At 61.6% G+C, this 13932-nt stretch carries 16 protein-coding genes; 8 read left to right on the top strand and 8 right to left on the bottom strand.

Going from position 1 to position 13932, the window contains the following annotated elements; all coding sequences use genetic code 11:
- Nucleotides 1-681: AsmA family protein (locus ACPYOJ_RS03445; protein WP_481414992.1), on the bottom strand; the 681-nt coding region annotated here is incomplete at its 3' end.
- A 120-nt stretch (nt 682-801) separates the two neighbouring features.
- Here ACPYOJ_RS03445 and ACPYOJ_RS03440 point away from each other — a divergent pair.
- The 5 genes from ACPYOJ_RS03440 (at nt 802) to ACPYOJ_RS03420 (ending at nt 5585) form a co-directional block, all read left to right on the top strand.
- A complete protein-coding gene (locus ACPYOJ_RS03440) occupies nt 802-1275 on the top strand; it encodes a peroxiredoxin (RefSeq protein WP_481414991.1) in 474 nt (157 codons plus the stop codon).
- Nucleotides 1272-2096 carry a ferritin-like domain-containing protein gene (locus ACPYOJ_RS03435; protein ID WP_481414990.1) on the top strand — a complete coding sequence of 275 codons (825 nt, stop codon included), beginning with the start codon at nt 1272-1274 and terminating at the stop codon, nt 2094-2096. The genes ACPYOJ_RS03440 and ACPYOJ_RS03435 overlap by 4 nt, the downstream gene beginning before the upstream one ends.
- Nucleotides 2097-2196: 100 nt before the next feature.
- Nucleotides 2197-3504 carry a peptidoglycan DD-metalloendopeptidase family protein gene (locus ACPYOJ_RS03430; RefSeq protein WP_481414989.1) on the top strand — a complete coding sequence of 436 codons (1308 nt, stop codon included), beginning with the start codon at nt 2197-2199 and terminating at the stop codon, nt 3502-3504.
- 157 nt (nt 3505-3661) lie between these two features.
- On the top strand, nt 3662-5155 hold the full coding sequence (locus ACPYOJ_RS03425; RefSeq protein ID WP_481414988.1) for a DEAD/DEAH box helicase: 1494 nt from the start codon (nt 3662-3664) through the stop codon (nt 5153-5155).
- 7 nt (nt 5156-5162) lie between these two features.
- Nucleotides 5163-5585, top strand: coding sequence for an NUDIX domain-containing protein (locus tag ACPYOJ_RS03420; RefSeq protein ID WP_481414987.1), 423 nt, complete (start codon nt 5163-5165; stop codon nt 5583-5585).
- Here ACPYOJ_RS03420 and ACPYOJ_RS03415 read toward each other — a convergent pair whose 3' ends face one another.
- The 7 genes from ACPYOJ_RS03415 to ACPYOJ_RS03385 are packed head-to-tail and all read right to left on the bottom strand — an operon-like array spanning nt 5586 to nt 11274.
- Nucleotides 5586-5903 carry a TfoX/Sxy family protein gene (locus ACPYOJ_RS03415; protein ID WP_168831163.1) on the bottom strand — a complete coding sequence of 106 codons (318 nt, stop codon included), beginning with the start codon at nt 5901-5903 and terminating at the stop codon, nt 5586-5588. It abuts the gene before it with no gap.
- 2 nt (nt 5904-5905) lie between these two features.
- On the bottom strand, nt 5906-7540 hold the full coding sequence (locus ACPYOJ_RS03410) for an NTP transferase domain-containing protein (RefSeq protein WP_481414986.1): 1635 nt from the start codon (nt 7538-7540) through the stop codon (nt 5906-5908).
- 2 nt (nt 7541-7542) lie between these two features.
- The gene (locus ACPYOJ_RS03405; protein WP_481414985.1) at nt 7543-8244 is read right to left on the bottom strand and encodes an XdhC family protein; all 702 of its coding nucleotides are present in this window, start codon (nt 8242-8244) and stop codon (nt 7543-7545) included.
- Nucleotides 8244-8573, bottom strand: coding sequence for an XdhC family protein (locus tag ACPYOJ_RS03400; RefSeq protein ID WP_481414984.1), 330 nt, complete (start codon nt 8571-8573; stop codon nt 8244-8246). The genes ACPYOJ_RS03405 and ACPYOJ_RS03400 overlap by 1 nt, the downstream gene beginning before the upstream one ends.
- Complete coding sequence (locus ACPYOJ_RS03395) at nt 8570-9832, bottom strand: vWA domain-containing protein (protein WP_481414983.1); 1263 nt, start codon at nt 9830-9832, stop codon at nt 8570-8572. Before ACPYOJ_RS03395 ends, ACPYOJ_RS03400 begins: the two co-directional genes overlap by 4 nt.
- A 2-nt stretch (nt 9833-9834) precedes the next feature.
- Nucleotides 9835-10758, bottom strand: a complete 924-nt coding sequence (locus tag ACPYOJ_RS03390; RefSeq protein WP_481414982.1) for an AAA family ATPase — start codon at nt 10756-10758, stop codon at nt 9835-9837.
- 21 nt (nt 10759-10779) lie between these two features.
- A complete protein-coding gene (locus tag ACPYOJ_RS03385; protein ID WP_481414981.1) occupies nt 10780-11274 on the bottom strand; it encodes a flavin reductase in 495 nt (164 codons plus the stop codon).
- A 173-nt stretch (nt 11275-11447) separates the two neighbouring features.
- On the opposite strand from ACPYOJ_RS03385, the gene ACPYOJ_RS03380 reads away from it, so the two are divergent.
- The 3 genes from ACPYOJ_RS03380 to ACPYOJ_RS03370 all read left to right on the top strand — a co-directional run bounded on the left by ACPYOJ_RS03380 (nt 11448) and on the right by ACPYOJ_RS03370 (nt 13879).
- Nucleotides 11448-12527: an ABC transporter substrate-binding protein gene (locus ACPYOJ_RS03380; protein ID WP_481414980.1), complete on the top strand. Its 1080-nt coding sequence runs from the start codon at nt 11448-11450 to the stop codon at nt 12525-12527.
- Between the two features lie 103 nt (nt 12528-12630).
- Nucleotides 12631-13308 (top strand): ribulose-phosphate 3-epimerase, encoded by a 678-nt coding sequence (gene rpe, locus ACPYOJ_RS03375; protein WP_168831155.1) that lies wholly within the window; start codon nt 12631-12633, stop codon nt 13306-13308.
- An 85-nt stretch (nt 13309-13393) separates the two neighbouring features.
- Nucleotides 13394-13879, top strand: coding sequence for a hypothetical protein (locus ACPYOJ_RS03370; protein ID WP_168831302.1), 486 nt, complete (start codon nt 13394-13396; stop codon nt 13877-13879).
- Nucleotides 13880-13932: the final 53 nt, after the last annotated feature.

Below are 13932 nucleotides of genomic sequence, written 5' to 3'. Positions count from 1 at the left end.
GATCTCGACCGAGAGCGGGCCGTTGGCGGTATCGGCCAGTTTGATGTTGATACCCGATAAGCGGACGGTATCCGTGCCGCCGCGCTCGACAAAACTATCCAACACATCAAGGCGGGAAAACACAGCTTCCATCGCCACCGGAATTGCGTCGATGCGAAGCTGGCTGAAGTCGAGAGGACCGCCGGACGGAAGCAGAGCCGTATCGAGCGCAATGTCGTCCGCTTCGATTGCAGCTACCGCCACACGGCCTCGAAATAGAGCCAAGGGATCAAGCGCCATGCGTATGGCGCCGGTGGTCGACAGATGCTGCCCGCTCTGCTGATCGACCATGTTGACGTTGCGGGCTTCCAGGGCGAGCTGCAGGCCGGAGGTGAAGCGGATGACGGTCGAGCCGACTTCCGCGCGATAGCGGGGACCTATTGCCGAATTCAATGCGGTCTGCGCCTGGCGCGACAGCGTTGCATCGAACATTCCGCTTTCGACGGTGAAAATGATCGCGGCGAGAATGAAGAGGAGAGTGACAATACAACCCGCCGTTACGCCCGTAGCACGGCGAATGCGAGAGCGAGGCCGCGGGCAATGCACGATGATGGGATCTTCGGCCTGGGCGGATGGGAGCTCATGCAGCGCGACGATGTCCTTTTTGCGAAACGTAACCTTTTCGCCGCGAATCGACGCCATGCGTTTTGGATAGCCCCCTGCCTCGAAACTGGTCCAGCCTGGCTGGACGAATTGGTCTTCAATATATATCCGCGGGACATAGTGTCATCCTAAAACCCGGCAAAAGAAAGGTTTCCACACATGGCTCTTCTCGGCATTGGCGCTTCGGCCCCCGAATTCGACCTTCCTCGCGACGGCGGCGGGCGGGTATCGCTTGCCGATTTCCGCGGAAAGCCGCTGGTCCTGTTCTTTTATCCGAAGGACGATACGACCGGCTGTACGGCTGAATCGCTGGCCTTCACCGCTCTGGCCGGCGAATTCGACGCCGCAGGCGCGGCGGTTATCGGCATGTCCCCCGATTCGGCCGCATGCCACGATCGTTTCGTCACGAAGCACAAGCTTTCCGTTGCGCTCGCCTCGGATGAGGAGAAGACGACGCTGCAGGCCTATGGCGTGTGGAAGCAAAAGAGCATGTACGGCCGCACCTTCATGGGTGTCGAACGCACGACCTTCCTCATCGGCGCCGAAGGCACGATCGCGATGATCTGGCAGAAGGTAAAGGTACCCGGCCATGCCGAAGACGTTCTGAAGGCCGTCAGGAACCTCGCCGCATGAATGTGCTTTCGATGACGTCGCTACGCGGCGGTGCGATCGACGCTATCCGCTCCGCCGATCTCGATCGCAAGACGGCGCTCGCGCAGGAGGCCGCAACCCGCTGGTTCGCCCGCAAGATTTCGCTGCGGTCGCCCCTCGATGCCTCCTTGCCCGACAGGCCCGGCCGGCCGGAGAAACCGGCGCTGGTCCCGCCGACGCAGGTCGAGAAGCGCTCGCTTCACACGGTCAACGGCCGCATCGCACTGCTTCATGCAATTGCCCATATCGAGCTCAATGCCGTTGACCTCGCGCTCGATATCGTCGCACGTTTTGCCACTGAAGCGGTTCCCAATTCCTTCTTTGACGGATGGATGCAGGTCGCCTTCGAAGAGGCCAAGCACTTCCGCATGGTGCGTAAGCGCCTGCAGGACCTCGGCGCCGATTATGGCGATATGCCCGCGCATGACGGCCTCTGGCAGGCAGCCCATTCGACCAGAAGCGATCTGACGGCACGGCTCGCCGTCGTTCCTCTTATCCTCGAAGCCCGCGGGCTGGACGTCACCCCGTCGCTCCAGGCAAAAATGCGCGAAACCGGCGATCTCGACAGCGCGGCCGTCCTCGATGTCATCTACAATGACGAGAAAGGCCATGTGGCAATCGGCGCCAAGTGGTTTCGCTTTCTTTGCGCTCGCGAGCGTCGCGACCCGGCGCAGACCTTCAAGGACCTGGTGCGGGCCAACTTCCGCGGGCCATTGAAGCCGCCGTTCAACGATCTGGCGCGCGCAGAGGCTGGCCTCACGCCATCGTTCTACCGCTCGCTGACATCTATTAGCATTGCCTAAAGTACTGTTCTTGTTAACTTTTTCGCTAAGGCGTTATTAACCATAACCGTGTGTAATCATCTCCTGACCTAAGCGCGGGCGACCAATCGGGAGATTCTCCGTGACGCATGCACAGCATAGTCGCGTATTCGGCAAGCGTTCGCAGGAGCATATCCTCATTCTCGCCAGCGGCGATAAGGTCCGCCACGCGACCATAAAGCCGTGGATGGCCGCCCTCGCCTTCTGCTTCGGCGGCGTCTTTGTCATCGGTTATCTCCTTGCCACATCCTATCTTGTCCTTCGCGACGACCTGATCGGCGCGACTATGGCCCGCCAGGCCCGCATGCAGCATGATTATGAAGACCGTATCGCTGCTCTTCGCGCACAGGTCGATCGCGTGACCTCGCGTCAGCTGCTCGACCAGCAGGTGGTTGAAGACAAGGTCGACAAGCTCCTGGAGCAACAGATGGCGCTCACGTCACGCAACGGAAAGCTCGGCTCCCTGTTCGACCGCGCCGAAAATTCCGGGCTGACGCAGAAGGATGAGGCAGTTCCAGTTCAATCCTACGCACCCGAGATAAAGGACAAGCGCGCGTCGCTTTCAGCCGGAGCCGCAGCGATCGACAAACTTCTGGCAGGCAGGGACGAACCCGCCGACGCCACACCCGACAATTCTACGCTCGCCTATGTACCTGCGCGTGAAACTGCCGGCGACCGTGCCGACCGCTTGTTTTCGAAGGTTACGCTGACGCTGAAGGGCATCGAGGAGCAGCAACGCGCCCGTGTGGACCAGCTCACCGCCGATGCGGGCGACGCTGCCAACAACATCGAGAAAATCCTGACCCGCTTCGATATCGCCGTTCCGGAGCAGGCACTCGCCAAAGCTGCAGACGACAGCGCTGTCGGCGGGCCCTACATCGAACCGGAAAGCGACGACGACTTCAACAATTCCCTTGCACAGCTCGACACTGCTCTGACGCGATTTGAGGCGGTGCGCAGCACGGCGCAATCGCTCCCCTTTGGCACTCCGGCGGCCGGCAAGGAAATCACCAGTCCGTTCGGCAACCGGCGCGATCCGTTTCTAGGCCGGCTCGCGCTTCACTCCGGCATCGATTTCCGGTTCGCCGCCGGTGAAAAGGTTCGCGCGGCTGCGCCTGGCAAGGTCCTCAGCGCGGGCTGGACCGGCGGTTACGGCAACATGGTCGAGATCGATCATGGCAATGGCATCTCCACTCGCTACGGCCACATGTCGCAGATTTTGGTGAAAGCCGGGGACACGGTTGAGCGGTCCGGGGTGATCGGTCTTGCGGGAAGCACCGGGCGTTCGACAGGCACGCACTTGCACTACGAGGTCCGCCAAAATGGCCGCGCGGTAGACCCCATGTATTTCATGAATGCCGGGCTGAAACTCGCGAGTTACATCAAATAACCAAATGAAGTAACCATCACTTTACCTGCGCACAGGTTGCAGTTGCCGTATTCCTTGACTTGCAAGCCGTTTGGGACTATGTCGCGCTGCATTGCGGCATGCAATCCCGCCGACTCAACCGGAGTTTGGCCGAACCTGAACGGAAATAGTTTTCCCTTTGACGACATTTGCTGATCTTGGCCTGAGCCAAAAAGTGCTTTCCGCCGTTACCGACGCCGGCTACACGACCCCTACTCCTATTCAGGCGGGCGCAATCCCGTTCGCTCTGCAGCGCCGCGATATCTGCGGGATTGCGCAGACGGGTACGGGCAAGACCGCGTCCTTCGTGCTACCGATGTTGTCGCTGCTGGAAAAGGGTCGCGCCCGCGCCCGCATGCCGCGCACGCTGATCCTCGAGCCGACGCGCGAACTCGCAGCGCAGGTCGCGGAAAACTTCGAAAAATACGGCAAGAACCACCGCTTGAACGTCGCGCTCCTGATCGGCGGTGTGTCGTTCGAAGACCAGGACCGCAAGCTTGAGCGCGGAGCAGACGTTCTGATCTGCACGCCCGGCCGGCTGCTCGACCATTTCGAGCGCGGCAAGCTGCTGATGAGCGGCGTCGAAATCCTCGTCATCGACGAGGCCGACCGTATGCTCGACATGGGCTTCATTCCGGATATCGAGCGCATCGCAAAGCTCATCCCCTTCACGCGCCAGACGCTGTTCTTCTCGGCGACTATGCCGCCGGAAATCCAGAAGCTCGCCGACCGCTTCCTGCAGAATCCGGAACGCATCGAAGTCGCAAAGCCGGCATCCGCCGCCAAGAACATCACGCAGCGTTTCGTCGCCGCGCACGGCAAGGACTACGAGAAGCGCGCTGCGCTGCGCGATCTGATCCGCGCACAGGAAGAGTTGAAGAACGCGATCATCTTCTGCAACCGCAAGAAGGACGTGGCCGACCTCTTCCGCTCGCTGGAACGCCACGGCTTCTCCGTCGGCGCTCTCCATGGGGACATGGACCAGCGCTCGCGCACGACCATGCTGCAGAACTTCCGTGATGGCCAGCTGCAACTGCTCGTCGCATCCGACGTCGCCGCCCGCGGCCTGGACATTCCGGATGTCAGCCACGTCTTCAATTTCGATGTGCCGATCCATTCCGAGGACTACGTGCACCGCATCGGCCGCACCGGTCGCGCGGGCCGATCTGGCGCTGCCTTCACCATTGTCACCGGTCGTGACCAGAAACACGCCGATGCGATCGAAAAGCTGATCGGCGAGAAGGTCGAATGGCTGAATGGCAACCTTACCGCTCTTCCGCCGCCCGAGCCGGGCCGCGAGGACGACCGCGCGCGCCGCAAGGGCAGCCGGGATCGCAGCGACAGGGACCGTGGCCGCGGCAAGGATCGCCGGGGTCATAAATCTGATATCGGCGCCGAGGATAATGCCGCCGAAACCATCGAAGCAGCACCAGCAAGGGCCGAAAGCGTGAAGCAAGAGCGCAAAGCAGACCAGAAGCCGCAAAACACCGCGCGCAACACCCGGCCCTATCCGGCGAACGACGACGTTCGCGAACGCCGCCGCTATCGCGACCACGACGACGGCCCGACGCCCGTCGGCTTCGGCGACGATATTCCCGCATTCATGCTGATCGCGGCAAACGCCAAGATCTGATCTCTCGATGGGCAAGCCCGGCATCGATTTTCCGGGCCTCGGTGTAGGCCTGGTGATTTTGCGCGACGGCAAAATCCTGCTCTACAAGCGCATGCTTCCGCCCGAAGCCGGCTTCTGGAATATCGTCGGCGGCAAGGTCGATCACATGGAGCCGGCCGAGCAAGCCGCCCGCCGCGAGGCAGAGGAAGAGACCGGGCTGAAGATCGGCCACGTCGAATTGCTAGAACCGACCGAGCAGATTATCGAGGCAGACCGCCAGCACTGGATTTCACTCCTTTACGTGGCGCGAGATGTCGAGGGGGAACCGCAACTGACGGAGCCCGACAAACTTTCCGATTTCGGCTGGTTCGGCCGCCATGACCCGCCGCAACCGCTTTCAGCTTTCACGAAGGCCGCGATTGCCGCCCTCAGCGAAACCGACTTCCGCTAGTCATTCCGCCCGCAACGCCGCCTCATAGGCGAGCCGTACCCACTTCGCCATCTCATCGGGATCGTCATAGGCAGCCTCGGGGACCGACCAGTAAGGCATCTTTACGGGATTGCCTTTCTTGCCCTCGTAGAACCATTGGCTGGAACCAGCGGCCGCAAACTCCGGCGCGCTTTCGGCATCGGCCTTGAGCAGCACCTCTCCGCCGACTTCGACCGCCACGATACGGCCAAGGTGATAGATGCCTTTGCCGCCGAACATGCGCCTGATCGTCACGGGACCGAGACCCTGGAACATTTCCTCTATGCCGGCGGCGTCCATTGCTATTCCTTCAAAATGCCGCCCGCAGCGACAACGGCCTCGGGGGTATCCACGTCAAGATGCGCGCCCTCGCCTATATCGACATCGATGACAGGAAGTCCTGCCGCTTCGATGATGTGACGCGCCCCGACGTCTCCCTCGAGCGCAAGCACCGCCTGATAAAGCGATCGCGGCAGGATAACCGGATTTCCGCGTTTTCCCTGCGCAACGGCGCGAACGATCACCCGCCCGTCTGCCCGCTCGAATGCATTGATCAAACTATCAAGATCCGCAGTCGAAACACCCGGCATATCCGAGAGCATGACAAGAATGCCGTCGGCGCCCCTCGCATGGGCATCCGCAAAGCCGGCGGCGAGCGAACTTGCCATGCCTGAGGTGTAATCGGCGTTGAAGACGGGCCTTACGTTGAGGCCTTCAAGCGCGGCTTCGATTTCGCTGTTCCGGTGACCTGTTACAACGATAACCGAGCCCGCCTTGCTACCGATGGCAACAGATGCGCAGCGGCGGACCAGCGGTATTCCATCGAACTCCGCAAGCAGTTTGTGCTGGCCGGCTTCGCCCATCCGGCGCGCGCGGCCGGCCGCCAGCAGCACGATGGCGACCGAAGCGGCCGCGCGCGCTCCGGCATGCACGTCGCGCGGCTGCGGCCGTGATTGTATCTCCATCAGCAGGCCTCCAACGCCCATGCCGGTCACTTCGCGCGCACCCGGCCGCTCGCCCGCCAGAATGCGATCAAGCACCCAGTCGAAACCGTTTTCCTTCGGACTGCGGGCACAGCCCGGAGCGCCGACCACATACGTTGCCCCGATGCGGCCGAGAACCATCAGGTTCCCCGGATCGACCGGCATGCCGACGCTGAGAATATTGCCGCCCGCCTCGCGTATCGCCTGTGGAATGACATCCGCCTCGTCGATGACAGCAGACGCTCCGAAGACGATCACCAGCTTCGGCGCCTGCTCGGAAATCGCCATAACGTCCTTGATCGATGCGGCGAGCGCCTTCGTCTCGTGCGGCACCCGTCGTTCCCGCAGGAGCCGGTTGCCGGACCCCTCCAGGCGCCGCTCCAATATCCGCGCCGTCTTGTCCATCACGGAGACCTTCAGCGAGGACAATTCGGTCGCGATGAGGGAAACCGCGTATTCGGCAAACGGCTTGACCTCGAAGGGCGAACTCGCGTGAAGTTCCGCACAGGCGGCATCGACCTTGGCGCCCGGGACCGCCAGTGGGATGATCTTGAAGGTCGCCACCATATCGCCTGCGCTGATGCGCGTATGGTCGGCTAGACAGGCGAGCGTGATCGCCGGATCGATGCGGTTCAGCCGATCGACAGCCTCACGGTTCGCCACGAACAGGCCGTCAACGGCCGCATGGATGTTGACGCGGCCGGTCGCCGCCTCCGAAAAGCGGAGGTGATCGGGTGCAATTGCCTGCCCGAGACGGGTCGCGGCTTCGTCCTCGTCGAGATCGCCGTCCTCCAGGTGGGCGGCAACAATCTTTTCGATGCCAGAACTCTTCAGCTGCTCGATGTCCGCAGCTTCAACCACATGGCCTTTCCGCAAGGCGCCGCCGGCCACCTTGATGGAATGGGCGAGGACAAGCCCCTCGGCACTTTCGATACTGAACTCACCAAAGATCATGCCTAGTCACCTTTCGGCGACGTTACGTCGCGAGAGCGCAACGCCTGAATGATCTGCCCCAGAATCGCGACGGCTATTTCTGCCGGACTGGATGCGCCGATATTAAGCCCGATCGGGCCGTTGATCCTCGCCAGCTCGCCGTCGGAAAAACCTTCCATCCGGAGTCGCTCGATACGCGAGCCGTGGGTTTTGCGGCTGCCGAGCGCGCCGACATAAAAGCAGCCGGTTCTGAGCGCCTCGGCAATCGGAAAGTCGTCGATCTTCGGGTCGTGCGTAACCGCGACGACGGCAGTGTAGGCGTCGAGCGGACGATCCTTCAAGACATCGACCGGCCAGTCGGCCACCAAGTCTATGCTGGCGAAACGCTCCGGGGTGGCGAAGGCCGTCCGCGGATCGATGATGCGGACATCGAAACCTGCAAGAGCCGCCATCTGCGCGAGAATCTGGCTGATATGCACCGCGCCTATGATGACGATATGCGGCGGCGGCAGATGCACGTTCAGAAAGTATCTCGCCCCATCGATCTCGTAGGTCCCCGATTTGCCGGAGCGGAACGTCGCCGCGACCGCGTCGCTCAGCGCAGAATCGACCGGCCCGCCTTCGACGATCACGCGATCCGTTCCACGCTCCATGTCCGTCACCAGCATGACGGCCTTGCGCGCCCGTCGGGCGGCATTCAACCGTTCCAGATTGGCAGCGTCCATCAGCCGAGCCTTTCGACAAAGACGCGGATGCGGCCGCCGCAGGATAGCCCGACGCGCCAGGCGGTCTCGTCGGCGACGCCGAACTCCAGCATCTTAGCCTTGCCGTCGCCGATCACATCCATCGCCTCGGCAATGACCGCGCCTTCGACGCAGCCGCCGGAAACCGAACCCTCGAAATTGCCCTCGCCATCGATCACCAGATGGCTTCCGACCGGACGCGGCGCCGAGCCCCAGGTTTCGATCACAGTCGCGACAGCCACATCGCGGCCGCTCTTTTTCCACTCCTCCGCCTTCATCAGCGGATCGAGACCGTAAGACGTCTCGCTCATGCCAAGCCTCTCATTCTGTCGAGATAGCGCCGTGGATCATACGTTGACGAATTGCCCGTACCAAGCGCCGCAGCAAGATCGCTCAAAGATGATAGATTGTGAACCGGGCGGAATTCGTCAACATGCGGCAGCATCGCGCGCACGCCGCGCGCCCGAGGTTCGAACCCCTCGAAACGCAAAAGCGGATTAAGCCAGATTAGCCGCCGGCAGGATCGGTGCAGCCGGTCGATCTCCGCCGAGAGCAGTTCAATGCCTTCACGCTCCAGCCCGTCGGTGATCAACAGCACGAGTGCACCCTGCCCGAGCACCCGTCGCCCCCACAGCCGGTTGAAATCCTTCAACGTTTCGCCGATGCGCGTGCCGCCTGACCAGTCCTTCACGGCGGCAGCGCATTCGTCCAACGCTTCGTCCGGATCCTTATGACGCATCTGCCGGGTAACATTGGTGAGCCGCGTTCCGAAGAGGAACGTGTGGACGCGGCGGCGACGCTCGGTCAGCGCGTGGAGAAAATGCAGAAAGATGCGGGTGTACTGGCTCATCGAGCCGGAAATATCCGCAAGAACCACCAATGGCGGCCGGATTTCCTTCTGTTCGCGATAGCGCGGCAGGATCAGCGAGCCGCCCGTGCGCAGCGCCGAGCGCATCGTGGCGCGAGGATCGACCAACCGGTGAACGTGCGATGGCCTGAACCGCCGTGTCCGGACGGCGTCGAGCGGCAATTGCAGCCGGCTCAGCTCTTTCTTCGCCAGCGCAATTTCCGACGCCGACATCTGCGCGAAGTCCATTCGGCGAAACACCTCGTTGCCGGAAGTCGTGAAACGCGCATCGATTTCGATGTCCGGTTCCTCACGCGGAGGCTTGTTGCAGCGCTGATCGCCCAGAAGCGCATCGCTGACGCGCGTTTCGCCCGCTTTCGCCTTTTCCTTTTCGCGGTTGTCCGGCGCGCGCGGCGACATCATCGCGATCATCTTCTCCACCAGATCGCGGGAACGCCAGAAAAGCCGGAAAGCTTCGTCGAAAACGGGCTTGTCCTCATGCCGTTTGACGAAAACGGAAAAGAGTGCCGCATGGAATTCCTCGCGCGATCCCATGCCGATCGCCTCGACGGCCTCGATTGCATCGGCAATGGAAGCCGGACCGATCTTGAGGCCGGCCTTACGGAGCGTTCGCGCAAAGAAGACGATATTATCGGCAAACCGCCCCTCGCCCGGCGGCACCGGCGGAACCACGATACCATCATGCGCTGGCTGCGTTTCCATCTCTAACCCGTCGCCCTGAGCTCGTCCTTGACGTCGTTAAGGACGCGAGCCCCTTCGCTGCCTTGGATACGAGCAATGTCGTCCTGGTATTTGAGCAGCGTACCGATCGTATCGGAGATCGTATCCGGATCGAGCGCCAGACGGTCGAGCTCGGTCAGCGCGGTCGCCCAGTCGATCGTCTCGGCGACGCCGGGATTCTTGAAAAGGTCGAGCGTGCGTAGTTTCTGCACGTAGGCCACGATCTGCTGCGAGAGAGCCTCATTGCAGCCAGGGACCTTCCGGCGGATGATTTCCAGTTCCTGCGCGGCTTGCGGATAATCGACCCAATGGTAGAGGCAGCGGCGCTTGAGCGCGTCGTGCACTTCGCGTGTCCGGTTCGTCGTGATGATGACGATCGGCGGCTCGGCCGCCTTGACTGTGCCGAGTTCGGGTATCGTCACCTGGAAATCCGAAAGCACCTCCAGCAGAAAGGCCTCGAACGCCTCGTCGGTGCGATCGAGCTCGTCGATCAGGAAGACAGGAGCACGGCCGTCGGCCGAGGAAAGCGCCTGCAACACGGGGCGGCGGATGAGATAGCGCTCGGAAAAGATATCGGACTCGATACGGCCGCGGTCGGTCAGGCCCGAGGCTTCGGCAAGCCTGATCTCCAGCATCTGGGCCGGATAGTTCCACTCGTAGACGGCGGATGCGATATCAAGGCCTTCGTAGCACTGCAGCCGGATGAGCGGACGATCGAGCGCCTTCGACAGGACCTTTGCGATCTCGGTCTTGCCGACGCCAGCCTCTCCTTCGAGAAACAGCGGCCGCTTCATCTTCAAGGCAAGAAAAAGAACCGTCGCGAGCGACCTGCCTGCCAGATAGTCCTGCGTAGCCAGCATGGCAATCGTCTCGTCGATGGACGCAGGCGGCAGCGAATGATCAGGCATTTCTCCTCCGATTCAGGGGAGTTATAGCGTGTGATAGTCCCGGTTCATATAGAGCAGCGCCGGTTTTGTTTCGTTGAAATGCACGCCCACGACCTCACCGAAAATGATGTGGTGGGTCGACATCTCCTTGATCTCCATGACCCTGCAATCGAACGAGGCAAGCGCATCCCAGAGCACGGGGGCGCCGGTGACGAGCTTGCCGAATTTGCCGGTCGCAAACCGCTCCTCGTCGTCCATCGGCGTGCGTCCTGAGAACGCGTCCGCGAGCGCCTGATGATGCGCGCCAAGCGTGTTCAGCGCGAAAATGCCGCTCCGGAAAAAGATCTCGTTCTTCGGGTTGCTGTTGTTGAGGCAGGCAAGCACGCAGGCCGGGCTATCGGAGACCGAGCAGGCCGCGGTGATCGTAACCCCACGCCGCGCCTCGCCGAGCGCCGTCGTCGCAAGTTGCACATGACCACCAAAGCGACTCATGGCATCGCGATAAAGCTGCGGATCGATCGGCTGCCTGCTTAGCAAATATGGTCTCCTGCGGCCCCCGCCGCTCGTTCTTGTGCCGCTAATATGGAGGTCATCCGTTATCTTTTCTACAACGAAGCCGACGAAATACGGCGTATTCGCCTGTTTTTCTTTGACGATTACCTCCGGGCAGATAAAAGAACATGAAGCACGAAAGGGAGCCGTCGATTTTCATGAACATTCTGCGTGGCATAGCTGCTTTTTCGATGCTGTTTCTTGCAGCGGCGGAAAGCCATGCCGCAGGTGTCACGATCGGCGTCGTCGCTCCCCAGAGCGGGAGCCTTCAACAGCTCGGTGCGCAGGTCTTTGCCGGGGCAAACTATCAGATCACCAAGGACGGCAATACAGTTATCACAATCAACGAACCTTGCGAGGAAAACAGCGGCGGCGCGATTGCCGATGCGCTGGTGAATGCCAAGGTGCAGGTCGCGATCGGCTTTCTCTGTAGCGAGACGCTCGAAGGGGCGCTGCCGAAACTGAAGGAAGCCAATATCCCAGCAATCACCGTCTCGGTGCGCGCCCGCATCCTGATGGAGGATGCATTGAAGAACGGCTGGCCGCTGTTTCGCCTGGCACCGCCCGATGGCGCCGAGGCTGCACGCATTATCGAAGTGATCCTCCGCGACTGGGCGGCGGACCCGATCGCACTCATCGAGGACGGCACCATCCATGGCCGCGAGTTGACCGAGGCCGTCAGAAATGCGCTCGAGGAAAAGGGGCTGAAGCCGGTCTTCACCGACACCTACCGTCCGGGTCAGGAGCAGCAGATCGCCCTCGTCCGCCGCCTGAAGAGAGCCGGAGCGACCAAGGTTTTCATCGGCGGCGATCGCGCCGACGTCGCAGTAATCGCCCGCGATGCCACAGCGGAAAAAATTCCGCTCGACATTCTGAGCGGGGATGCGATGCGCGCCGCAAACCAGCCCATAGCCATGAGGGATGGAGTGCGGGCCGTTACAATACCGGAATATGCCGACGCTCCGGCGGCAGAAACCGCGGTAAGGGCATTGCGGGCGCAGGGCATCGAGCCTGAAGGCTACGTCCTTCCCGCGGCTGCCGCCGCAGCGATCGCGCAGCAGGCGGCAACAGCGGCCGTGGCTGAAGGAAAGCCAATCGCCGAGAAGCTTATCGGCACGACCTTCCAGACGCCGCTCGGCGATCTGTCGTTCACCGCCGGCCACGAGCTTTCCGACAACCCTTACAGGCTGCTGGAGTGGCGTGATGGTGCATTTCGCGTTCCAGCCCTTCAAGACTAGAATAAGCCGCTTACGCGGAGTTTACTGAACACTGCCATGCTGTTGCCCGATTGGCCGCGCCCTGCTAAATGGCCGCGAGTTGCCTGACGAGAAAGAGAGTTTCATGACCCTGCCGATCCGGATCGCCCCCTCCATTCTTGCCGCGGACTTTGCAAAGCTCGGCCAGGAAGTGCGCGACGTCGTCGCGGCGGGCGCGGACTGGGTCCACCTCGATGTCATGGATGGCCATTTCGTCCCGAACATTTCCTTCGGCGCTGACGTCATCAAGTCGCTGCGCTCCTACACGGAGGCGACCTTCGACTGCCATCTGATGATTTCTCCGGCCGACCCTTATCTGGAAGCCTTTGCCAAGGCGGGCTGCGACCGCATCACCGTTCATGCCGAAGCAGGTCCGCATCTGCATCGCTCGCTGCAGACGATCCGCAACCTGGGCAAGCTGGCCGGCGTGACGATCAATCCGGCAACGCCGCTTTCGGCAATCGAGAACGTCCTCGACGATGTCGACCTCGTCCTCATCATGTCTGTGAATCCCGGCTTCGGCGGCCAGAAGTTCATTCCGGCAATGACCCAGAAGATTGCCGCCGCCAAGTCCCTGATCGGTGACAGGCCGATCGAACTCGAAGTGGATGGCGGCGTTGCGGTCGAAACCGCGCCGATGATCGCCAAGGCGGGCGCCAACGTGCTCGTCGCCGGCTCGGCGATCTTCAAAGGCGGCTCCATCGAAGCTTACCGGTCCACCATCAGCGAGCTGCGCAGCGCTGCGGAGGCCGGCCGTTCATGACACTACGCCGATCGGTCGCCCGTCCGGCAGGTCTGTGTGGCATGCGATCGAGAGCTGCGGCCAAAAGTCGGGTTCATTGCTGACGATGGGCCGGATACGCGCTGCCATACCGCCTTATCCCGATCTGCTCGGCGGCGCAGCACTCTGGGGCCTCATGATGATGGCGTCGGCGGTGACGGCCCTTTTTCTGCGCAACCGCCTGGAGACGCACCACGCGATCGAATTGGCGGTTCTTTATTTTGCCGGGGGACTTTTATCCTGGCCGTTCATGCTGCCGCTCGCCCGCTTCTTTGCCCATCGGCGCCGCATCGAAACGCGGTTTGCCGCCTTCTTCGTCTGCCTGACGGCGGGCACGATGCTGATGACGGCATTTCTCTTTTCCATGGACTACCGCTACTTCTACTCACGCTGGCACGCGCCCTTTGGTAGCCTCACATGGATGTTCCAGTTCATGGTCACGGGCGCGAGCTCGGTCTATCAGTTCCTGGTGCTTGGCATGCGGCTCTTCCTGCCCCTCGGCCTCGTCTGCCTGCTTGCGACCAGCTATGCGCTGGCACGACGCATGCGTTGAGATTGCCGCCCGTCTTTGGTACAGGGGCGCCAGAAAATTTTCTCTCAACGAAA

It is taken from the genome of Rhizobium sp. SVR5-9E, from assembly GCF_056755095.1.
The sequence above is the reverse complement of the archived record's forward strand: the minus strand, read 5'-3'. Positions and strand labels throughout refer to the sequence as shown.

What these genes read in the sequence shown, in the direction of transcription:
- ACPYOJ_RS03415 (WP_168831163.1), bottom strand. Translation starts at nt 5,903, where the DNA reads ATGGACGCCGCCGGCATAGAGGAAATGTTCCAGGGTCTCGGTCCCGTG.
- ACPYOJ_RS03440 (WP_481414991.1), top strand. Translation starts at nt 802, where the DNA reads ATGGCTCTTCTCGGCATTGGCGCTTCGGCCCCCGAATTCGACCTTCCT.
- ACPYOJ_RS03420 (WP_481414987.1), top strand. Translation starts at nt 5,163, where the DNA reads ATGGGCAAGCCCGGCATCGATTTTCCGGGCCTCGGTGTAGGCCTGGTG.
- ACPYOJ_RS03370 (WP_168831302.1), top strand. Translation starts at nt 13,394, where the DNA reads ATGGGCCGGATACGCGCTGCCATACCGCCTTATCCCGATCTGCTCGGC.
- ACPYOJ_RS03390 (WP_481414982.1), bottom strand. Translation starts at nt 10,758, where the DNA reads ATGCCTGATCATTCGCTGCCGCCTGCGTCCATCGACGAGACGATTGCC.
- ACPYOJ_RS03400 (WP_481414984.1), bottom strand. Translation starts at nt 8,573, where the DNA reads ATGAGCGAGACGTCTTACGGTCTCGATCCGCTGATGAAGGCGGAGGAG.
- ACPYOJ_RS03435 (WP_481414990.1), top strand. Translation starts at nt 1,272, where the DNA reads ATGAATGTGCTTTCGATGACGTCGCTACGCGGCGGTGCGATCGACGCT.
- ACPYOJ_RS03380 (WP_481414980.1), top strand. Translation starts at nt 11,448, where the DNA reads ATGAACATTCTGCGTGGCATAGCTGCTTTTTCGATGCTGTTTCTTGCA.
- ACPYOJ_RS03395 (WP_481414983.1), bottom strand. Translation starts at nt 9,832, where the DNA reads ATGGAAACGCAGCCAGCGCATGATGGTATCGTGGTTCCGCCGGTGCCG.
- ACPYOJ_RS03410 (WP_481414986.1), bottom strand. Translation starts at nt 7,540, where the DNA reads ATGATCTTTGGTGAGTTCAGTATCGAAAGTGCCGAGGGGCTTGTCCTC.
- rpe (WP_168831155.1), top strand. Translation starts at nt 12,631, where the DNA reads ATGACCCTGCCGATCCGGATCGCCCCCTCCATTCTTGCCGCGGACTTT.
- ACPYOJ_RS03405 (WP_481414985.1), bottom strand. Translation starts at nt 8,244, where the DNA reads ATGGACGCTGCCAATCTGGAACGGTTGAATGCCGCCCGACGGGCGCGC.